This is a genomic window from Bacillus sp. FSL K6-3176 (genome assembly GCF_038003325.1).
GTDB classification, from domain to species: domain Bacteria; phylum Bacillota; class Bacilli; order Bacillales; family Bacillaceae; genus Bacillus; species Bacillus altitudinis.
Genome location: NZ_JBBOOX010000001.1, coordinates 774,566 through 796,156, shown reverse-complemented (window position 1 = coordinate 796,156; position 21,591 = coordinate 774,566). Strand labels below are relative to the sequence as shown.

Here is a 21,591-nt window from a genome sequence, read left to right as displayed (position 1 = left end):
ATTGACTCCACCACGAATCCAAACAATGGACCTATGATCATATTCTTACCTGTTTTCTTTCGTGATGAAACGACAACTTCCTGCTACAATATTCCATTTTACTTCAAAAAATAGGTGGATGAGACAAAAAAAAGAACAGCACCTGACTGTTCTTTCAATAGCGTAAAGTGCCAATTCAAATATCCTGTAAAGGAATGACTTCCCCGCTCACTGCATCCACTCCATCATGACAATCTAGTTTTCCACATAAGACATACTGCTTTTCTGTAAAATCATATACATAGATGGGGGTCAGCTCTAACCGATCTTTTAATTTTTTGAAGGCTTCTTGTTTTGTCATGGTGATTTTACCAGGAGGTTGGAGTTCATCCAACATGCCACACTCCTTAAACATTTCTTTTCTATCTATGTAATTAACGGCTTCAAATGTAAGGGCATCAATGAATATCAAGATTTTATCTGTAAGCAAGCTTCTCTCTTGTCTATTTGCTTTTACTGTTGCATGAATGTAATGATCACGATGAAGAGAAATGCAAACCCATTTTCCGGTGTCGTTAGGATATTCCTGACTCAACAAGTTTTGAACTGCTTTCAAACACTTATCTTTTTCTTCCTCTGTTATGGGCATTGTATCTGGTGAGGGTTCAATTGAAAAGGCTTGATCATCTGAGATGTCTTCTTGAATATTTAATTCCTTTCTTACAAAAGGTTCCGTTATTGGTTCATCCCATTTGATGATTTGGTTGATATTGAGACATTGGTGTTCCTGTATCGTACCTTCAAACGGGAGGATTCCGGTTCCATCATTCTTTACATACACTTCTTCTAACGCATAAATTGGACGAATTTTATTCTGATCAAAGGAAGGCCATTCGATTCGTTGCACTTGCTGAAGGGCTAAGCTTTCAATCTTCTCAATGAGCAGCGTATATTTTTCAGCCCTGTGCTTTTTTATAGAAACAAATGGGCCGTGAAGAACAAAGTAAATGAGTTGTCCATGTTCATCCCATTTCACATCAATCATGCCCGAAGGGGTCACTGGTACACCAGCAATTTTTTCTTCAAAAATAAGCTCCCCTTTCTCCTCTTTATGCAAGTGAAAGTGCTCTCCATATATCAACCCTGTTTCTTGTTCAATCCATTTGATGGCGTCATTCTGGGCGCTATCAAAGCACACACCCTCCTTTGCATATGTCTTACCCATGACAAAAACAGCACTCTCAACCTTTCCTGTATTCAAATTCACTTCTATCACGGCTGTGCCATCCGGGTTTAAATCTTCGTCCACAGGTTCCGTTTCATGTGGAGGAAACCATTCCATACACAATTTATAAATTGTTTCATTAAACATATCCACATTTCGGTAATACTCGTAGTTTTTTAAACGATAATCATCTAACCCGAACTTCTTTTTTGTATCATCTATTAGATGCTGTAGAGTTTCATTCATTTGTTTCACCTCAATCTGTTAAGTGATTATCTTATGGAAGGACGAAAATAATGATAAAGCCGAATAGGATGATAGCTGATAAAAGGCCTAAAACCAAACCCATCATATTTGATTCCTTTGTATACCCTTTTAATTCGTGTTCCTCAGTAGATCGATCAATTTTTCTAAAGCGAAAAAGCATGCTTACATTCATAATAACTAGAAACATAGCCACTAAGAAAAATAGAAATGCAGGTTGTATTTCAAAGAATGGGTTCGTTACATCTCGGAAGCTAAATGACTGAAAAAACATCAGACCACTCAACACTACTCTCGAAATATTTTCTGTTCTCTGTTCTTTCTCCCACTCTTTTCCTAACTTCTCTTTTTCATAAATAGCTACCTGCTCAAAAATGGGAATGAAAGATTTTGTTGATTTCCTTTTAAAAAATCCTAAAATACTTTGAAAGAGCATGACAATTCCTAGACAAAAAAACAAATGAGTTAATTGAATATGTAAGATTTGAAAAAAGATTGAAAACGTCACGATCATGATGCCAGCTATTAAATTACATGTGATCAATTGTTTTGTTCTCATCTTTTTCAGTGCTACTTGTTCCATACAATACTCCTCTCCGTCTCTATTGGTTCTAATAAAAGCTCTATCTGTACTACGTTTTTATCGAAAAAATGTTTCAATATTTTTCCTTTCTATTGTGAATTTGGTTTTTCACACGAAAAAAGTAAAGAGTAATCCCCTTTACTTTTTCGCTTGCCTCTATGGGTTTAGTCCTATTCTCAAACCGCTGAATTGACTGCTTACTCATTTTCATGGACTGTCTAATCAGTTGATATTAGTGTTTAAAAATTCCCCTTCACAATCGTTCTTTTGGCTTTCTTGACAATTCTGCTAGTTGCTTTTGTATCAGAATCTTTTAACCACTGTTCACACAGGGTTATGACCCAATTTGGTTGTGTTTTACTAGCGTCATTGAGCCAGTTTCCTACAGAATCTTGAACATATGTTGATGGATCAGATTTGAGCAAGTCTAGAATAGGCTGTGCCCTCATTGGCTCTTGTTTTAATGACTCAATATGCTTTGTCCAAACACCTCTTGGGCGAATAGCTTCTACTGAGAATCGGCGAATATTTTCATCTTTACTTTTAGCCCATGCTGTTAAATGTTCTATACTTTGATCGAGCTGATCCGTTAGACTTTCTCTCACTGACATCCACGCAATTTCTCGAACTCCAAAATGATGATCAGCTGCAAATGGCTGAATGTACGCCAATTTCTCTTCCAAAGTTGATAAACGTTGTTTGTTCATATAAGCAGCCCAACAGCGAACGCTATCAGATACGTGGTGAGTAAACGCCTGTAGCACTTCCGTTTGTTTTTCCCCATTCTCTTTCTGCAACACTTCATCTAACAATTGACCGATGAGACGAATTGCTTTCATTCCAGACTCAGCCTTTTGTTGAGTGATCTTAGATGTTAAACCGTCTAAATGATGGTCTAAACCAACTGATGGCAACACATGATGTAATAACGTCAGATGATTGACAGCCAGCCATTCAGTTAAATTCACACTCTCTATTTTTCCCTGATTCAAAAGGAACAAGACGTCATGAGGGATATCAGTCCCCTTTCGAGCACCTTTTCGATTGATGATCTCTTCGCTGATTTGCATTTATTTTCTCTCCTCATCTAGTGGTTCTTTTGTTTGATATTCATCGTTTTTAAAAGAAATATATGAATGCCTTCAATCTTTGGATATTGCCCCCTATTGTATCAAATAAACAACTTTACTGGTGCATTCTTCAAACCAAAAAGGAACTACCCAAAATAAGTAGTCCCTTCCATACAAAATTGAATTTAAGTTACCTTCCTTGCTCCATCACCTTCAAACTCTTCTGCTGAGAGATTCTGTCAAACGCCACCATCAAGATGGTCATGAGTAAAGCGAGAAGAACCGTTCCAGCACTGATCCAGCTCAGGTGCAATATAGATGTTCTGCTCAATACAATCCCCCCTAACCCCGAGCCTAAAGCAAATCCGAATTGAATAAATGATGTATTAACACTTAATGCGATATCAGGAGATTTTGGAACAAGGGTTACTAGATATAGCTGCTGAGCTGGTGATGTACTCCATGTTGCGATCATCCATATCATGATAACAGCCACCATGACCACGAGATTCCCTGTGACAAATGCTAGTAGCATGAGCATCATGATTTGCAAGATGATGCCAGAAAAAATCGTGAAGATGGGTCCTTTTTTATCTGCTGCCATCCCTCCAAGGCTTGATCCTAAAAAGCTGCATATTCCCGCTAGTAATAAAATGCCACTGATTTCTGTGATGCTTAGGTTGGCTGATTTTTGGAGGAAGGGCGTTAAATAGGTAAATAACGTGGAATATCCCCCTACATAGAATAACGTGACTGCCACTGCAAGCAATATTCGCTTGTCTTTTAAAATCGATAATTGCATACGAAGCGTCACCGATTCTTGTTCTTTCATAGAGGGGATTCGCCTGTACACCACTATAAGAGGAATCATTGTGATCAATCCAATGCATACGAATAATGCTTTCCATCCAATCATGCTGCTGAGAAATGTACCGACCGGCACTCCTAGAACCAATGAGCTGCTTAATCCCATTAAAATGATGCCAATGGCTGTTCCTCTTTTTTCCCGTTCTACAAGACGAGTTGCAACCGCCATCGCCACTACAATCGCCGTTCCCCCACTGATTCCTTGTAAAATTCTTGTGATCATGACCATTTCAAACGAATGGCTGATACTTGTGATGAAGTTACTTAAAATAAAAATGATCAGCATCCATGTTAATATTTTTCTGCGGTCCATATTGATGGTTAGTGCGATAACAATCGGTGCACCGATTGCGGCCGAAAGTGCTAAAGATGTGACCAATAAGCCAGCAGTAGACGTTGTGACATGTAAATCATGTGCGACCATTTGAATAATGCCAGTAATGATGTATTCGATCGTTCCGATTAAAAAAGCTGCTAAAGCAAGTAAATAGACAACGGTTTTATTTTGCATCGTGACGTTTCTCCTTTGGGCCATGTTTACGATTTGATTTCATTTTTAATAGGAATTTGAATTTCAATGAGTCTGCCTTCTTCATTTTCTGACAATGGGTAATAGATTTCTCGGCCCGGCTGATCATCTTTCACGCGGTATCCGTTATGTTCGATCCATGTCGCCAGGTCAACACAAGCAGTTTGTGCGGATGGAGAATGGGAATGAAATAAGAGTGTCGCCATGGTGTCTTCTGCAGGTAACGTGCGAATTGTCATTCCCTGAGGAAGCGAGCACCTTAACGATTTGACGGAATACCCCACCTCAAATTCGAACTCACTTTCTTTAGCAAGTGATTCCCTCCACAGCACGATTTGTGGCTCAGAGTTCAATTCTTGCGGATGTTTTTGTAACAAATGATGAAACGTTTCAAAGAATGATGGGATATCGTCAACAGTTCCGTTGGATTGAAAAGACATGATGCGTTTGCTTTCAACCGATTTGATGATGACCTCCTGTTCTTTTTCCACACAACCCTCTCGTTTGATGAGGTGCATCCGCTCCTTAATACGCGCTAATTTCTGTTGTTCTCTTTCGATCAATTGCTGAATCTCACTCTCTTTCAAGAGAAACATGCCCTGAATTTGCTCTACCGAAATATCTTCACGAAGAAGCTGCCCCATTTGTTTTAACGTAAAGCCTAATTCCTTATAGAGAAAAATTCGATTGACCTCAAGCAGCTGCTCAGCTGAGTAATAACGGTATCCCGAATCTTGATCGATCTGCTTAGGCTTTAATAAATCAATTTGGTCATAGTACCTTAAGGTTTTGACAGGGACTTTACTTAACATAGAAAAATCGCCAATCTTGAACATCCTGATCTCCTCCGATTTGTTGATCTGATCACAGTATAAACCTTTCAGTTAAGGGGAAGGTCAATAGAAGATTTTCATTTGCATAATCATTTGATGAAGTTGAATAAATTTTTCAAAAGCGCAAAAAGCCTAGATTTCTCTAAAATCTAGGCTTTGCCCATTATCCTAACATTTTTTCTAACAATCCCATCTGCTCAACAATCTTCATATCATTCATAAATCGTTCCAAACTTACTTTATTCTCTTTTTGTAAGTCTGTTGAATAACCTAAGCATATATTAAAAATACGATCTAACCTTTCTCCGTCTCCACTATAAAAATAATTCGTCACTACTCCATTATTTTCACTACTGTAGCCATCTCTAATACATACTCAATGTCTTCTTTAGAAATCGTTCGATCCTTTTTATTAGCATTCTTGAATTCATGACTATGAATAGAACGAATCCTACCTTCAAGTAAATTGAGTATAGATTTCTTATAAATGACATACACACTGTGAATATGACTTTTATCAGGACAATAGGGATCTTGTAAAATGAATTTTATACGTTCATCTTCTTTTTCAATTTTTATTGCATCAAGATCATATAATAAAATTTGATCAATTTCTTCTATTTTCATAGGAGGAAAAGTATCTACTGCACCTGTTTTATTTTTCATATGATCACTCCAATAATTGAAATAAACCGCTCTTACTCCAAACAATCCAATCTTTCGAGACACTTCAACATGTTTCCACTTTTAAAGAAATTGAATATGGCTCCCTCACTAAATCGCTCAGCTCTCAAAACCCCCATGATGAGAGCAAGTACACACTGCGCATTTAAATTTGAAATGTCCACATGCTCCATATCGTTCGTTCCCCATTCAATGCCATTTTCTTTGAGGATTTCTCTATAGTGGGTAAGTTCCATTTCTTGATGCTGTTCTGCAAAGGTATAGACATCTTCAATAAAGCGTTGGACCGTTTCGGAATAATTCACAAAGGGCATCTGGATTGGGCGTTCAGCTGTTCCATCATTTTCCTGATCGATCACCCATTCTCCGATATGATCCTCCTGAAGCATCGGTATGTATTTTGTCAAAATCTCAAATTGACTCATCGTTATCCTCCTCTATTTTTTAGAATGCTTTCAAGCCCGACAATAATAAAAGGAAACATTTTCAGGCCATGTATCGTGCATTCAGGAGTGACATTAGTTCAGAATTAAGCTGGAGCCTTCAAATAGATCGAAGGCTCCATTTCCAACTAAATTGCTTTAGCTAAAATCATAAATCGGTGTTGTTTTGCGTCAAAATAACCCTTTTGTTCAATGGTTTTATGAATGGTGTATAATTCATCCTTGAAATTACTTATTTCAAAACCTGGCACTTGCCAAGGAATTGCTTTTAGATAATACACCAATGCTCCGATATCATAAAATCTTAGAATGGGGAACTCTTCAGCACTTTTCAACACCTCAAAATGATTCTCCTGTATCTCTTTTAAAGCTAGCTTTAAGTTCCAATCAATAAATTCTTCATTTATTGGTACCCTTAGATTCTCATTAATCTCTATGCAATCGAGTCCACCGACTTGTTGAGTTAGAAAAATACCTTCATTCGAGATAATTCTTCTCACCTCTTGAGATGAAAATGACTCATGTTGATTGATGATAAGATTAAATTTTCCAGTCTCAAACGGCAAATTTTCATCATTAGAAATTTGAACTACCTTCACTCCTAAAGGGGTTAATCGTTCTTTTGCGACAGGTACATTAGGCAAGTAACCTTCTGTAGCATAAACTGATGTTGGAAAAGGTCTTAATTTTGATAAAAACTCTCCACCACCTGTTCCCATGTCCAGCATTGATTTTGCACTTTGAACAAGAGAAGTAGCTATACTACCATATGACCATGAAAGCAACTCACTTTTCATTCTTCCAGTTTCAGATATGAATGAGAAATCCCACCCAACAAAAGGTTCATCTGCTTGTTTTATAAATGAAGAAAACTGTTTGTCATTCATCATAATCCCTCCAATTATCATTTTGCAGTTTTAATGATTAAATAATAGGTGGGCCTCTTACGAATATATAAAGTTGTTATATTTCATGTTCTTTTAGTCTCATATTCAATAACTCCCTGTAAGAATCTTGATTTTTGACATTCATTCCAAAATTCATTCAACTGATATTTGAGTAAGACATGATTTTGTTTGAGAATCGAGAGTTCATGATGGATGTCTCATTATAGAGGTCTAAGTACAATGATAGAAGAGAATACGAAAAAAGAGCTTAGGAAAAAATAGATTGTTAGTTAAAGTAAAACCCCTCCTGTTGGAAGGGTTTTTTCATTTAGTTACTGCCTTTTCTATTGCTGTTTTCGGTCCACCAATTTCGTCTGCTGTGGGTCCATATATAGTTGGAATCGTTTGAATGCATTTTGGTCTATCATAGCTGTCATTCCCTTTTTATTTAAGAGATAAAGACACTACACACTCCACATGGCTTGTATGCGGAAACATATCCACTGGCTGCATGTATTCGATCTTGTAGTCTTTTGACATGTATTCGAGGTCTTTTGCTAGTGTAGATGGGTTGCAAGAGACGTAGACAAAGCGTTTTGGTTTGACTTGTTTAACGGTGTCTAAGAAAGTGCGTTCGCAGCCTGTTCTTGGCGGGTCAACGACGATAACGTCGGGACGGAAGCCTTCTTTGACCCATTTTGGCAGCCAGTGTTCTGCTGTGCCTGTCACATAGGTCGCGTTTTTCATGCCGTGTTTTTTAGCATTTTTCTTGGCGTCATCAATTGATTCTTTGATGACATCCATACCTCTTACTTCTTTTGCGCCATCTGAGAGCCACATACCAATCGTACCGACACCGCAATACGCATCGACGAGCTTTTCTTTTCCTGTCAGTTTGGCCGCTTTTTTCGCTTCGTCGTAAAGCTTTAATGTCTGCTTCGGATTCAATTGGAAAAACGCACGTGCACTCAATTCAAAGGAGACGTCTCCTAAAAATTCTTGGATGACCATGTTGCCAGCTAGGTGCGATGTTTTATGCCCAAAGATGACTGACGTTTTTTCGCCATTGATATTGTGCATAATAGACGTCACTTCTGGCAGACGTTTTTGAATGGCTTCGGCGATTTCTTTTTTCTTTGGAAACTCAGGCTTTGATGTGACAAGGACGACTTGTACTTCACCTGTTTCAAAGCCGACACGCACAACAATCGAGCGCACGTCACCTTTTCTTGTCCGCTCGTTGTAGACAGATACGCCGAATTTCTCTAAAATTTTGCGGACAACGCCCGTTGTTTTGTTCGTTTTTGGATGCTGCACGATACATTCCTTGATCGGTACAAGCTTATGAGAATTCAGTCCGTAAAGTCCTGCAATGATGTCTCCGCTGTGAGAACGTCCTACTTGGAACTGACTTTTGTTTCGGTAATGCCACGGGTCTTCCATGCCGATCGTTGGCCTGATATCAAGCTTTTCAACCGACAGCTTTGTATGACGCTCCATTGATTGAATGACAATATCGCGTTTTTCCTTTAATTGCTGCTCGTATGCCAAATGCTGAAGCTGACAGCCCCCGCACTCTTCGTATACTGGGCACGGCGGTTTCACTCGATGTTCTGAGCGCTTGCGGACTTTCCTCACCGTACCTTCTGCATATTTCGCTTGAACATTCGTTGCTTCAACTACTACTTCCTCACCTGGAAGTGCACCTGGGACAAAGACCACTTGCTTTTTAAAATAACCGACCCCTTCCCCATTAATGCCAAGGCGTTTAATGGTAAGCGGGAACTGCTGCCCCTTTTGCAGAAGGGCTCCTTGCTGTTTTTCTTTCACGTTTATTCTCTCCGTTCTATTTAAACCTTTATCGGTTGTCCTCATTTTATTCCATCTGAATAGTATATCACGACTTGGACGAAGAGAGAAAATGCCTTTCAATTATTTATCTGTCTCTATACTTCTCCATAAATAAAGGGAGGCGTAGCTTAAATACGGTGCCCACTCCTTGCTTAAAACTGCCATCTCTTCTTTTGTTGGCTTTTCTGGCAGGTCAAAGTGACGTTTGATCGCATTTTGAATCCCGATATCTGCCATTGGAAAGAGATTTGGTCTTCCAAGTCCATTCATGAGGACATTTTGAACCGTCCAAGGTCCAATCCCTCTAATCGGAAGCAGACGTTCTTCAATTTCAATATCCGTTAAGTCGTGTAATTCTTCTAAATTCAGAGAGCCGCTCACTATTCGCTTTGAGACATCAATCACATATTCCGCTTTTCGCTGACTGAATTGCAGTTTTCTCAAATCATCGGTTTCAAGTGATGCAATGGTTTCCGGTAAAGGGTCAAACCAGACGCCGTCGATTTGTTCACCATACGTTTGAACAAACCGTTTTGTCAGCTCATAAGCAAATGCAAGATTGAGCTGTTGATGAATGATGCATTTCATCAAGCAATGATATAGATGGAAATCCAGCATAAGCGGCGTTCCGATATGACGTTCAAAAATGGGCGCAAGATTTGTTTGAGCAAAATGGTCATGCACGGCATGTAATTGATGCTCCATGCCAAATATCCGCTTCACCTCAGAAAGAATGGCTTCCTCCGGTCCGTTAGCCTGTACCCGGAACGAAGGCGCTTCTTTTGTTCCTGTCGCTTGAACGACTGCAACGTACGGTTTATGATTCAGCCTCATCGGTACTTTGATTTCTCTTTTATCCAGATCGACCGCCTTTAATGGATCGCTCGACAAACGTCTCAGCACTTGATCGAAGTGATAGGGCGGTTCAACCAATAGGTGTTTTTCCCACATGTTTTTCCTCTTCCTTTCTGTCAACACACGCAGATGTGATTGTTTCACTTTGCATGAATGATTCTCTATATTGAATACTTTTAAATATAAAGAGTACAAGAATTTATCAGTTATATCTTCCTTATTTATGGTCATTCTCCTTTTGGATAGATGAAAATTTTTAGTCGAATTCAGCTAAAATTCGACAGCAATCTTCAACATTTTAGGATCATTTTCCTTAAATTAGAAATAGAACCTATGGGTGATATCTTCTATTCCAAAAATATTTGTATAATTATGACATATCAAGGAGGTGAACAAAGGAATTAGCGGATTAGGCAATCATTTGTTTCATCTTGCAGGAACATATTTACCTCATTGATAACCGGCTTCACCTAGTTTCACGTTTTACTAAAAGAAGACCCAAAATTTAAAAACAAAGGAGATCCGACCAATGAAAAAAACAATTCTTTCTGTTGCCCTTGCCACTGCTGTTTCTTCGACACTACCAGTATTCGCTGACGCTGCTGAAAAAACATCATCAGCACCCGTCTCTACTACACTACAGCAAACTGTTTTAAACAAAGCTGCTGAAGGTAAAGCTGGAACTAAAGCTAGTCCTAATGTTAACGTCAATTTCGATGTCCTTGGAATTGCCAATGCAATCATTAACGCAGTAAATGCAAATGCCAACCGTTCTGGATTCGTTAAAGGTGTAATGGAAAGCACATTCTATGCTGCTGGCGGCAGATATAACGTCATGGTCTTTAACCTAAGCCAGAACTATGAAGACCGCTTTAATGGCGTGAAAACTTTCGCTACTGCTAACCTTGGTAATGTTGTTTACGGTATTTGGGTTTTTGAAAGCGGTACATTTAAAAACAACGGCGATGGTGGCTGGGATAACTGGGCATTTAGAGGCTGGTTTGACCGTCAAAATAAATTCGTTACGTTCCATCGTCCTTAATTCTCGCTTTATCCATCAATCATACACGCACATTGGACCGATCTCAGCGATGAGATCGGCTTTTTTATGGTGAAAACGTATAAGTTCACCGCTGCTGCTTCATGATATAATGCAAGTCTGGAGGGGTACACATGCTGAAAAAACTTGCAGTGACAAAAAACGGCGACTTGATTGAACATGCAACATTGCAGCAGCTTTCAAGCCCCGATATTGCCTGGTATTGGATTGATTTTTATGCGCCAACGGAAAAGGAAGCAGCACTGTTAAAGGAATTTTTTCAGTTCCATCCGCTTGCGATTGAAGATTGCTTCCATTATTTACAGCGGCCGAAGCTTGATTTTTATGAAGGGTATTTATTTTTCGTTCTTCATGCCCTCAATCAAAAAACACTTCGATCTGAGGAAGTCGACCTGTTTGTTGGAGAAAACTATATCGTTACTTTTCATTTGAAGGAAGCACCCTACATTGATCGCGTCATTCGAAAGCTCAAAGGGTCTGATAAAGCACGAGAGAGCGGTCCAGAGCATATGGCTTATATGCTGATTGACCAGCTCGTCGATGATTATTTTCCTATTATTTATCAAATTGAGGACAGGCTCAATGAAATCGAGGATGAAGAAGGGCATAAAACGTATGGTACATTAATGAACGAAGTATTCGGGATTCGATCCGATTTGCTCAAACTGCGCAGAACCATTATCCCGATGAGGGACCTCTTATATCGAATTGTGAACACGAATATGATGAAAAGCGATGCAAACCGGCAAGCATATTTTAATGATATTTATGATCATTTATTGAAACTAACAGAAATCGTTGAGTCAAACCGTGATATGACCGCCGATTTACGAGACAGCTATCAAACACTAAATTCCAACCGAATGAATGCCATCATGATGACACTGACCATTGTCTCGACGATTTTTATTCCACTGACCTTTATTGTTGGGGTGTATGGGATGAACTTTGATAACATGCCTGAATTACACTGGAAATATGGCTATTTTGGCGTACTGATTTTCATGGGTTTGCTTGTCTCAGGGATGCTTTTGTGGTTTAAACATAAAGGATGGTTTAGGATTTTCAAATAGTTTTTTGAGAGAAGTGCTTGAAAGGGAGATACTATGGAGAACTGGATTCCACTGACAGACAAAGAACTAAAATCCGCATGGAAGACATTTGATCAAAAGTTTAAATTTAACCCAAGCATCTCTCGCTTTCCCGGTTTTCAAGCACCATCTCCTTACATCACATATGATATCTCTGCTTATTTCGAGGACCCTTCTCTTCTAAGTGCGGATGAAGATTTTGAAAAGAAGGCACTGCTGTCTTTTCAGGAGAATATCACTGGAACTGGCGAATATATGCTGGTACTTGATTGGCAGCATGAATGCTATTGGATCACACCATACGGCTCATTTGAAAAAGATGAATTTGGAGAATGGAGAGTTCCTGTGCTCCCAAATGGAGATGACTATTTCTTTTTATCAAAAGAGATGACCTGGGGTTTACTAGGACACCCTTGGGAGCAAAGCATCACGATTTTCGGTGAGGGCCTGATTGACTCCTTTACTCGTCATCGTCCCCTTTTGTTCCAGCGTATAATAAGAGAAGGATAATTCAAAAAGCTTGCAGATGTCTGCAAGCTTCGGATTGTTGACAGAGGGCTAAAATGAACTTAATTTTAGCCCTTTGTCTTCGTTTCAGCGTGATAGAAAACCTTTGCAGTCTAGGAAGGACGAGTACTGGCGCGGAGCGAATTTCACATTCGTGAGCACCAGCACGCAGGACTGACAACGAATGCGAGGGTTTGGCTACACGCTGAAGCTTGCAGATGTCTGCAAGCTTTTTTCTATAGCTGAGGGAGATGCCATACTTTTTCAAGCATGAGATCGTCTAAGCTTTTAAAGGTATATCCTTGTTTTTTTAAAGCAGTGATGGCATCATCAAGTGCCTCGGCATTGTCCCTTGAGACGGTATGAAGTAAGTAAATGGCACCTGGATGCGCCTGTTTCATCATTTGATTGTACGCATACTGTTTTCCTTTTTGATGGTGGATGTGCCAATCTACAAACGCTACTGACCAGAAAACGGTTTGGTAGCCAAGCTGTTTCGTTTCCTTTAGTACCCTTTCACTGAACACTCCGCGCGGTGGACGAAGGTAGAGGTTATCTTGTTTTCCTGTGATTTTGTATACCGCTTCATTGACACGATCCAGCTCTTCTTTGATTTCTTTCGTGCTCTTTGTTGTTAAATCTGGATGGTGATAGGAATGGTTGCCAATAATATGACCTTCCTCTGCCATACGTTTGATGAGCTTAGGCTGGTCCTTTACGAAGTGCCCAGTCACAAAAAAGGTGCCCGGTACTTGATGTTTTTTCAGCACGTCCAAGATTTTGGGTGTGTATCCATTCTCATAGCCATTGTCGAATGTAAAATAAATCTCTTTCTTTTTCGTATTTCCTAAATAGAAAGCATCATATTTCTTTAAGAGTGTCGTCAGTTCCTTGCCGGCATCTGCTGGCTTGTGCTCTTTGCTTTTAGCAAATCCCCAATGAATCGGCTGATTAGACACGGCTTCTAGGTTGGAAAAAGGCATCGATACAAAAAGCGCACATAAACAGATCAGTATGCATTTTTTCATTTACGTCACTTCCCGGTTTTTCTTCTATTGTGCAGAATATACCGGGTACTCATACACTTTTTGACCTGCCAATTTAAAGAAAAAAGCCCGCATCAGCGCGAGCTATTCTTCCTTCCAATCGGTTTTAAACCGTTCATATTTCGCTTCCAGGTCGTCAATCATCTGGATGAGTCTGTCTATATCCTCAACGTCTGTGGATTCAGGATCTAATGAATCAATCACATTCATAAACATATCTAATCGGTTCTTTAAATAATCAACCTGCTGCTCTTTGCTGTCTGCTGCCTTGCCCATAGATACACTCCCTTTAGCATTTGTTTATAGCTTATCTTTTTTTCCTTTGTAAATCAATTGTGTCCCCTCTTGCGTATAACGGTGATGGGGCTTAAAATTAACTGTTGGCGGGTCTATGTTTGCCCGAATGAAAAGGAGATAGATACCATGAACCAAAAAACAGCACTTCGTCCGATTACACCTGCATTCGACCCTTGGGAAGCCTATCTCGATGTGCAGGATTACGGAGAAATGAAGCTGACAAATATTGAATTGACGACAACGACGTTGTGTAACATGAGATGTGAGCACTGTGCGGTTGGCTATACTTTGCAGCCAAAAGATCCGAATGCACTGCCACTCGATTTACTGCTTCGCCGTTTAGATGAAGTACCGCTCTTGCGTTCCCTTAGCATTACAGGCGGAGAGCCGATGCTGTCTCTGAAATCTGTACGGGAATATGTCGTTCCTTTATTAAAGTATGCCCATGAACGCGGCGTCCGTACCCAAATTAATTCGAATTTAACACTTGATTTGGCTCGATATGAAGAGATTATTCCATACTTGGATGTCCTACACATTTCACATAACTGGGGGACGGTCGAAGAGTTTGCTACGGTTGGTTTTGCAATGATGGACCGAAAGCCAACCTTTGAGCAGCGTGAGAAATTGTTTAACCGCATGATTGAGAATAGTCAGGCCCTTGTGAAAGCGGGTGTAACCGTATCTGCTGAAACGATGCTGAATAAGCGTACGCTTCCTTATATTGAACACATTCATCGTCAAATCGTGGACGAGATGAAATGCCAGCGCCACGAAGTTCATCCGATGTATCCAAGTGATTTTGCGAGCGCCCTTGAATCATTGTCGCTTCCACAAATGCGGGATGCGATTCATCAGTTGCTCGATGTTCGTGATGAGAACACATGGATGCTGTTTGGCACATTGCCATTTTATTCATGCAGCACAGATGAAGAAGACCAGCGCCTCTTGACTCGATTGCGTCAAGCGAAAAATGTGACAGTACGAAATGACCCTGATGGCCGTTCACGGTTGAATGTGAATATTTTTGATGGGAATATTATTGTGACAGACTTTGGCGATACACCGCCATTAGGAAATATTGAAACCGATACGTTGCAATCAGCTTATACACGCTGGATGAACACAAAATTGGCAAAAGAACTGAATTGTCATTGCCCAAGTGTGCAATGCCTTGGTCCGAATGTTCTTGTGAAAAACAGTTATTATCAAGATGTTGATTTTACTTCTCGTACAGCCAGGGGGTAACCGATAGATGGACGAAACATTTCTGACAGTGGTCAAGAACAAATACATTGAAATTCTCCTTGTTGGACTCATTCTTTGGCTTGCCGTCTTTATGATCAACAAAGCGCTTCAGATTTTCTTTAAACGAACTGAATTCATTGAAGATAAAAAGAAAAAAACGATTGAGAGCTTGGTCAAATCGGTTTCAAAGTATACAGCTTCCATATGTTTTGTCTTATATGTGATTTCTCTATTTTTTCATGACTTTGGGAAAATCCTTGCGGGGGCTGGTGTTGCTGGAATTGTCATTGGTTTTGGCGCTCAGACCTTGATTCGTGATATTTTAGCTGGCATCTTCCTCATTTATGAAAGGCAAATTCATAAAGGTGACTATGTGACGGTCAATAATCTTTTTAACGGAACCATTGAAGAAATTGGTCTCCGGTCTCTGCAAATTAGAGAATGGAGCGGCAAGCTGTTAACCATTTCAAACGGAGACATTCGTCAAATCCAAAACTACAATATGCACTACATGCGTATCACAGAGTCAGTCTTGATCAGCGCAAACCAAAATCCTGACATTGCTTTCAAGGCGCTAGAAACAGCATGTGATCACTTAAATCAAATGCATCATGATTTACTGAAAAAAGATGAATTCCAAAACGCCATTGAACCTTTTCAGGTTCATGGCATTATGGGGCTCAATAAATTGAATCGCGGGATTGAGATCACCGTAAAAGGAATGGTCGAGGATGAAAAATACTTTGAAGCCGCCCTCGCTGTGCGAAAAGAAATGATCACACAACTTCATCAGCATGATGTGAAATTGCTTGAGGATCTCGTCTATCCACAGCCTACAAAATAACCTCATTTGTGATGAGGTTATTTTTTTGATTGTTTTTAGTTAACCAGTTAATTATAATATTATATAGTTCACCGGTTAACTAAAAGAAAGGATGTTTACATTGAGAAAAACTGAAGCGATTTTTTTTATTAAGCAAATGTATCAAGAGGTGTTAATCCAATTAGATATAGAAAAGGTGGAGACTTATTTTTCTTCAGATTATCAGCAAGTCACTGATGGAAAGGTCTCTTCCCTTGATGAATTTAAAAAGCATCTCTCCACATTAAAAGTCATGACCAAACAGCTCGACATCCCCGCCTTTCATGATATGTTGTTTGATGAAGAGACTCAGCAAGGGTGTTTTCGTTACACTGTACATGTTGAGCTGTCCACAGGAGACCATGGTCTAATAGATGTGATGGCGTTATTTACTTTATTAGATGGTAGAATCATTCGGTGTGATGAGCTGACTAGACCGCATGAGAAAAATAAGACGCTTGAACAACTTGGACATATCAGCTAAGGAATTCTTTTCTTTTCAGCCGTCTTACTTCTATCCTCTTGACTGATTCATGTATAATAGAAAGCAGATTGATTTCATGCAGCATGGGGACCCTCATACTGTGTATTTACTAATTGAAAGAGAGTGAATAAGATGGGTCGTAAATGGAACAACATTAAAGAAAAGAAAGCATCAAAGGATGCCAATACAAGTCGTATTTACGCAAAATTCGGGCGTGAAATCTATGTGGCTGCCAAGCAAGGTGAGCCAAATCCAGAATCAAACCAAGCACTTCGCTTTGTCCTAGAACGTGCAAAAACATATAGTGTCCCAAAACACATTGTGGACCGTGCGATTGAAAAAGCAAAAGGCGGTGCAGAAGAGAACTTCGATGAGCTGCGTTACGAAGGATTTGGTCCAAACGGATCTATGGTGATCGTTGATGCCCTGACCAATAACGTCAACCGCACAGCGTCTGATGTTCGTGCAGCATTTGGGAAAAACGGCGGAAATATGGGCGTCAGTGGATCTGTTGCTTACATGTTTGACCAAACAGCGGTGATCGGTGTCGAGGGGAAAAGTGAAGAAGAAACGCTTGAACTTTTAATGGAAGCAGACATTGATGTACGTGACATTATGGAAGAAGATGATACGGTGATCGTCTACGCTGAACCAGATCAATTCCATCAAGTTCAAGAAGCGTTCAAACAGGCAGGCGTAGAAGAATTTACTGTCGCTGAAATCACAATGCTGCCTCAAAACGAAGTGACATTAGATGATGAATCGAAAGCACAATTCGAGAAACTAATCGATGTATTAGAAGAGCTTGAAGACGTGCAGCAAGTTTATCATAATGTGGATTTAGGAGAATAATCAGCTAAGCCATCGTAGTTGTTGGATTCATTCAACTTCCGCGTTGGCTTTTTTATTGTCTAGGTAAGGTTTACGTTCTACTCAAGACCATGTAATATGAAGAAAGAGTCGTTTCCACAAATAACCAAGGAGCTGAGTTTCATTTTTAAAACATGGTGGTTTTCGTATTATGGCTTTATGATCCTCCCTTTTATTGGCCTATGCTTAATTTTCAACAATTTGACGATATTCACTAAAGTCTTTCTCTTTCTTTTCTTTGTATGGTTTTTATATAACGCCTTTGATTTTTACATTCATGAAATGAAAAAGAAAAAAGATAGGACATCTTAATCAAAAAACAGTCATCTCCCCTTGGTAAGAGGAGATGACTGTTTTTAATTCATCCCTTGAAACCCAAACGTCAGGTGATCCTGAACAGGAATCCAAGCGCCGATTCCTTGTGAGGTCACATTTTTTACGACAAGTTTGCGTTTATTTCCCTTGAGCACAAGATACACTTCTCCGTAAGTAACCTTTCCTTTTTCGTTAATGGCTGGAGCGTATGCATGCAGGGATGCTGCTTTTTTCGGAGATACGTGGTAGGACTGATCTCGCTTTGTTCCTGCACCAATCACTGTGTCGAAGGCGAGCGGAAGTTTTGTTTTTTGGATGGCTTTTTGCATCATCAATGTTTTCACATCTTCTGGGTTTGGTACTTTTGCTGTGAGCCCTCCACTTACTTTTACTTGTTGCTTTTGCACATATTTGCCGATGGCTGTTTTGTTTCCGCCTCTATTATCAATGTGATTCGTGTTCACTTTTTTGTATTCCCAATTGGCGACGGTTTCGTTTGAATCATAGCTGAGTGCCCATCTTCCAAGAAAAATCGTTGCCCTGTAGCCAACTGCTAGCGGTGTACCTGATATACTGGATTCATTCAGCATTTTAATTAAATGTGTATTTTCAATTGGTACACTTGTTGTTTTAAATAATTCGGCCGTCAGCTCGCTCGGCTGTAGCAGCGGTTGATCTTGTGACGCATTTGGATACGTATTTTCCTTTGAGATACTGGCGACAGACGATGGCACCTTAAACGGCTTTGCTGCCTCGGCTGGAAAACTGTATAGGAAACTTAAGGATAAGAGAACAACAAACATGATGCGGGGCATCTTTTTCATATCATCACTCTTTCTCATTCATTTTTCCATAGTATTTTCCCGAAAGACGTCCCTTATCCACAAAAGATTATAAAAGGAAAAATCCAATCGCCATAATGAAATAGGCAGCGAGCAATGTAGCACCTTCAAACCAGTTCGTATCCCCATCATTTGAAAGGATCACGGTTAGTAAAACAGAGGATGCCATGGCAATGAGTTCTGGTAATGAGAAGATCAGTGGCATTTGCTTTTCAAAAAACAGAGAGCTGATCACAAGGATCGGTGCGACCATCATGGCGACTTGAAGCGTAGAACCGAAAGCAATTTCGACCGCGACATCCATTTTGTTTTTATACGCCATAATGACAGCAGATGCGTGTTCTGCTGCATTACCGACAATCGCAACAATGATGACCCCGATAAACAGTTCACTCCAGCCAAACTGTTCTCCGACTGTGTCAAATGTATGGACGAGCCGCTCTGAAATATACGCCACAGCAATTGTCGCAAGGAGTAAAATCGCCGTGGCAAACTTCCCAGACCATTCTGGTGTCTCTTCTTCCGTCGCGGCTTCCCCTTTCGCAATTTCTTGCTTGGCAACATAAACACCCCTGTGGCTGACCAGTTTGAAATAGAGTGCTGCGACATAAAGCAAAATCATCACAATGCTAATGCCGATACTTAAAACAAATTGACGATCTTCTGCCATCCCCATGGAAAAGACTTCTGGAATGACAAATGCCACAATAATCGCAAACATAAGCAGCCCAGAGTTATGCCTTGCATCGTGGACATTGAACTCTTGTCGTTTAAATTTCAATCCGCCAACGAAAAAAGACAGTCCAGCCACGAGCAGTAAATTGCCGATCACTGAGCCAGTGAGTGAAGCAAGGACAATGGCGGTGAGTCCTTGTTTTAATGCAAAAAATGAAATGATTAATTCTACTGCATTTCCAAAAGTAGCGTTTAACAAACCGCCAATTCTTGGTCCCGCTATAATGGCAAGACTCTCTGTCGCTCTTCCCATATAACTTGCAAGACCGATGATGGCGATACAATAGACGGCGAACATGACAGCCTGCGGGAAATGAAGAAAACTGCCAATTACAGATAATGGAACACCGATTGCGACAATCACAAGAAACAAACGATTCATACAGCCAATCTCCTTTACATCATATCTGACTGTTATTCTTTCGTGAGTGCCGGCATCATATACATTTAGATTCGTTCGTGTGAAAGGGTGATATCAATCGTTCCTTTCACGGATTGCACCATGGAGCAATGCTTCAACGCAAGTTTCATTACTTTTTCCAGCTGTTCATCAGAGGTGCTGATGCTTTCAAAGATCATATGTAAATGAATATGAGTGATTTTGTTTACAGTTCCTTCTCTTGTCGTTTCAGGCGTAATGGTCAGCCCTTGATAGGATATTCGTTTTTTCCGGCATACATGAATGACCATTTCTCCAAAACAGCCCGCAATGGCTGAGGTGAACAATTGAGATGGTTTGTATCCCGTTTCTTCATTTCCTGAAATATGTAGCTGCCTTTGATCAGCATTTGCGACCCACCGATCATTTTCGTATATCAGCTTCATTCCTTTTCCACCTTTCTATTGAAACCCCTATGGTTCCATTGTACGATGAAAGCATGAACTTGTAAGGAGCTTCTTATGTCGAGAATTCATTTTATGATTTTAATTTTACTTGTATCCGTATCTGGTTTTTCGCAGGGAGCTTTACTGCCAGTGATTTCGATTATTTTCGAACATGCCGGCACTTCCCCGACGTTAAACGGACTGCATGCCACCGGCTTATATCTCGGCGTGCTGCTTGCGTCTCCTTTTATGGAAGCGCCGCTTCGCCGCTTCGGATTTAAACCATTGATCGTCATTGGGGGCGCTGCTGTCTTTTTAAGTTTGTTTAGCTTTGTCTTTATTGAATCTTATGTCGTCTGGTTCTTCTTGCGGCTGATGATCGGCATCGGTGATCATATGCTTCATTTCTCCACACAGACGTGGGTAACCTATGCCTCATCATCTAGAAATCGCGGGCGAAATATTTCATTGTATGGGTTATCCTTTGGACTCGGTTTTGCCGCTGGCCCTTTTTTAACACCACTCATTGAAATCAATCCATCCTTGCCGTTTATTGTGTCTGGTGCAGTTAGTTTGTGTATTTGGCTGCTTGTGTTTGTTTTGAAAAATACATATCCTGATACAGGTGAAATGCAGACGTCAGAGCAGACAAATAGTTTGAAGCGCTTCAAGAAGGCGTTTCAATTTGGCTGGGTAGCGTTTATGATGCCGTTTTGCTATGGCTTTTTAGAAACAACGCTCAATAGTAACTTCCCTGTGTATGCGCTGAGAAGCGGGGTGACGATAGATGCTGTTGCGTTTATTTTACCTGCGTTTGCGATTGGGAGTATTGTTTTTCAGCTTCCTCTCGGGATGCTGAGTGACCGTTTCGGCAGACGACGCATGATTTTAGTTGTGACACTCGTCGGTTCATTCTTTTTCCTTTTAGCAGGGATTTTCATTCAGTCCGTTTTGGCTGTTGCGATCTGTTTCTTTATCGCAGGTATGGCTGTAGGTTCGACCTTCTCACTTGGCATCAGTTATATGACGGACTTATTGCCAAAGCATCTGCTGCCTGCTGGGAATTTGATGTGCGGGATGGCGTTTAGTGCAGGAAGTATTCTCGGTCCGGTTCTTGGGGGATTCTTTGTGCAGACGTTCGAGGGCATGAATTTACTTTACCTTGTCAGTATCGTTATTTTATTTGTGTTTTGTTGTGTTCGATTTGGGAAGACGCTGGCAGTGGTTGACACTCCAAACGAATCCATTTCTCATTAAAAACTCCCCTGCACCTATGCAGAGGAGTTTTTTCATCTAGTGATACCCATTTTGCCCATTCGCACTTCCACTTGTTTTGTGC

Annotated in this window: 23 protein-coding genes; 8 read left to right on the top strand and 15 right to left on the bottom strand. The window is 40.2% G+C overall.

The genetic code is table 11. From position 1 onward, the window contains the following. Positions 1 to 175: 175 nt before the first annotated feature. The 10 genes from MHB38_RS03985 to MHB38_RS03940 all read right to left on the bottom strand — a co-directional run bounded on the left by MHB38_RS03985 (position 176) and on the right by MHB38_RS03940 (position 10,166). Positions 176 to 1,450: a hypothetical protein gene (locus tag MHB38_RS03985; RefSeq protein WP_017366846.1), complete on the bottom strand. Its 1,275-nt coding sequence runs from the start codon at positions 1,448 to 1,450 to the stop codon at positions 176 to 178. Positions 1,451 to 1,481: 31 nt separating this feature from the next. Further along, positions 1,482 to 2,051 (bottom strand): hypothetical protein, encoded by a 570-nt coding sequence (locus MHB38_RS03980; protein WP_017366845.1) that lies wholly within the window; start codon positions 2,049 to 2,051, stop codon positions 1,482 to 1,484. Between the two features lie 239 nt (positions 2,052 to 2,290). Then, positions 2,291 to 3,121 (bottom strand): DNA alkylation repair protein, encoded by an 831-nt coding sequence (locus MHB38_RS03975; RefSeq protein ID WP_202734646.1) that lies wholly within the window; start codon positions 3,119 to 3,121, stop codon positions 2,291 to 2,293. 190 nt (positions 3,122 to 3,311) lie between these two features. Beyond that, entirely contained in the window at positions 3,312 to 4,499 is a 1,188-nt protein-coding gene (locus tag MHB38_RS03970) for an MFS transporter (RefSeq protein ID WP_046342960.1), read from the bottom strand. A gap of 26 nt (positions 4,500 to 4,525) precedes the next feature. Further along, on the bottom strand, positions 4,526 to 5,353 hold the full coding sequence (locus MHB38_RS03965) for a MerR family transcriptional regulator (protein ID WP_046342959.1): 828 nt from the start codon (positions 5,351 to 5,353) through the stop codon (positions 4,526 to 4,528). Between the two features lie 330 nt (positions 5,354 to 5,683). After that, positions 5,684 to 6,016, bottom strand: a complete 333-nt coding sequence (locus MHB38_RS03960; protein ID WP_341002485.1) for a hypothetical protein — start codon at positions 6,014 to 6,016, stop codon at positions 5,684 to 5,686. Between the two features lie 32 nt (positions 6,017 to 6,048). Beyond that, on the bottom strand, positions 6,049 to 6,459 hold the full coding sequence (locus MHB38_RS03955) for a DUF6508 domain-containing protein (RefSeq protein WP_017366840.1): 411 nt from the start codon (positions 6,457 to 6,459) through the stop codon (positions 6,049 to 6,051). 146 nt (positions 6,460 to 6,605) lie between these two features. Further along, positions 6,606 to 7,367 carry a methyltransferase domain-containing protein gene (locus tag MHB38_RS03950; protein ID WP_026050056.1) on the bottom strand — a complete coding sequence of 254 codons (762 nt, stop codon included), beginning with the start codon at positions 7,365 to 7,367 and terminating at the stop codon, positions 6,606 to 6,608. Between the two features lie 441 nt (positions 7,368 to 7,808). Next, complete coding sequence (gene rlmD / locus MHB38_RS03945) at positions 7,809 to 9,194, bottom strand: 23S rRNA (uracil(1939)-C(5))-methyltransferase RlmD (protein WP_420481323.1); 1,386 nt, start codon at positions 9,192 to 9,194, stop codon at positions 7,809 to 7,811. Positions 9,195 to 9,296: 102 nt separating this feature from the next. After that, positions 9,297 to 10,166 (bottom strand): DNA-3-methyladenine glycosylase family protein, encoded by an 870-nt coding sequence (locus tag MHB38_RS03940; protein WP_113747776.1) that lies wholly within the window; start codon positions 10,164 to 10,166, stop codon positions 9,297 to 9,299. A 433-nt stretch (positions 10,167 to 10,599) separates the two neighbouring features. Between MHB38_RS03940 and MHB38_RS03935 the strand changes: the two genes are divergently transcribed. The 3 genes from MHB38_RS03935 (at position 10,600) to MHB38_RS03925 (ending at position 12,731) form a co-directional block, all read left to right on the top strand. Next, positions 10,600 to 11,112 carry a hypothetical protein gene (locus MHB38_RS03935; protein WP_008341732.1) on the top strand — a complete coding sequence of 171 codons (513 nt, stop codon included), beginning with the start codon at positions 10,600 to 10,602 and terminating at the stop codon, positions 11,110 to 11,112. 131 nt (positions 11,113 to 11,243) lie between these two features. Beyond that, a complete protein-coding gene (gene corA, locus MHB38_RS03930) occupies positions 11,244 to 12,203 on the top strand; it encodes a magnesium/cobalt transporter CorA (RefSeq protein ID WP_007496624.1) in 960 nt (319 codons plus the stop codon). Between the two features lie 33 nt (positions 12,204 to 12,236). Continuing rightward, positions 12,237 to 12,731: a DUF2716 domain-containing protein gene (locus MHB38_RS03925; protein ID WP_144626188.1), complete on the top strand. Its 495-nt coding sequence runs from the start codon at positions 12,237 to 12,239 to the stop codon at positions 12,729 to 12,731. Between the two features lie 233 nt (positions 12,732 to 12,964). Here MHB38_RS03925 and pdaA read toward each other — a convergent pair whose 3' ends face one another. Further along, entirely contained in the window at positions 12,965 to 13,756 is a 792-nt protein-coding gene (pdaA, locus tag MHB38_RS03920; protein WP_024720249.1) for a delta-lactam-biosynthetic de-N-acetylase, read from the bottom strand. Positions 13,757 to 13,858: 102 nt separating this feature from the next. Further along, positions 13,859 to 14,050, bottom strand: a complete 192-nt coding sequence (locus MHB38_RS03915) for an SE1561 family protein (RefSeq protein ID WP_003218031.1) — start codon at positions 14,048 to 14,050, stop codon at positions 13,859 to 13,861. Between the two features lie 147 nt (positions 14,051 to 14,197). Between MHB38_RS03915 and yfkAB the strand changes: the two genes are divergently transcribed. The 4 genes from yfkAB to MHB38_RS03895 all read left to right on the top strand — a co-directional run bounded on the left by yfkAB (position 14,198) and on the right by MHB38_RS03895 (position 17,517). Next, positions 14,198 to 15,319, top strand: coding sequence for a radical SAM/CxCxxxxC motif protein YfkAB (gene yfkAB, locus MHB38_RS03910; protein ID WP_017358799.1), 1,122 nt, complete (start codon positions 14,198 to 14,200; stop codon positions 15,317 to 15,319). A gap of 7 nt (positions 15,320 to 15,326) precedes the next feature. Then, positions 15,327 to 16,163 carry a mechanosensitive ion channel family protein gene (locus MHB38_RS03905; protein ID WP_046527360.1) on the top strand — a complete coding sequence of 279 codons (837 nt, stop codon included), beginning with the start codon at positions 15,327 to 15,329 and terminating at the stop codon, positions 16,161 to 16,163. A gap of 100 nt (positions 16,164 to 16,263) precedes the next feature. After that, complete coding sequence (locus MHB38_RS03900; RefSeq protein WP_017358797.1) at positions 16,264 to 16,665, top strand: nuclear transport factor 2 family protein; 402 nt, start codon at positions 16,264 to 16,266, stop codon at positions 16,663 to 16,665. Between the two features lie 132 nt (positions 16,666 to 16,797). Then, positions 16,798 to 17,517: a YebC/PmpR family DNA-binding transcriptional regulator gene (locus MHB38_RS03895; RefSeq protein ID WP_007496614.1), complete on the top strand. Its 720-nt coding sequence runs from the start codon at positions 16,798 to 16,800 to the stop codon at positions 17,515 to 17,517. A 374-nt stretch (positions 17,518 to 17,891) separates the two neighbouring features. Here the strand turns inward: MHB38_RS03895 and MHB38_RS03890 are convergent, their stop codons facing one another. The 3 genes from MHB38_RS03890 to MHB38_RS03880 form a co-directional block, all read right to left on the bottom strand. Beyond that, complete coding sequence (locus tag MHB38_RS03890) at positions 17,892 to 18,674, bottom strand: YfkD famly protein (RefSeq protein ID WP_017358796.1); 783 nt, start codon at positions 18,672 to 18,674, stop codon at positions 17,892 to 17,894. Between the two features lie 67 nt (positions 18,675 to 18,741). Continuing rightward, on the bottom strand, positions 18,742 to 19,809 hold the full coding sequence (gene cax, locus MHB38_RS03885; protein WP_008341748.1) for a calcium/proton exchanger: 1,068 nt from the start codon (positions 19,807 to 19,809) through the stop codon (positions 18,742 to 18,744). A 65-nt stretch (positions 19,810 to 19,874) separates the two neighbouring features. Next, positions 19,875 to 20,252, bottom strand: a complete 378-nt coding sequence (locus tag MHB38_RS03880; protein ID WP_025206931.1) for an OsmC family protein — start codon at positions 20,250 to 20,252, stop codon at positions 19,875 to 19,877. Positions 20,253 to 20,327: 75 nt separating this feature from the next. Here MHB38_RS03880 and MHB38_RS03875 point away from each other — a divergent pair, with 75 nt between their 5' ends. After that, complete coding sequence (locus MHB38_RS03875) at positions 20,328 to 21,509, top strand: MFS transporter (protein ID WP_025206930.1); 1,182 nt, start codon at positions 20,328 to 20,330, stop codon at positions 21,507 to 21,509. Positions 21,510 to 21,591 lie beyond the last annotated feature (82 nt).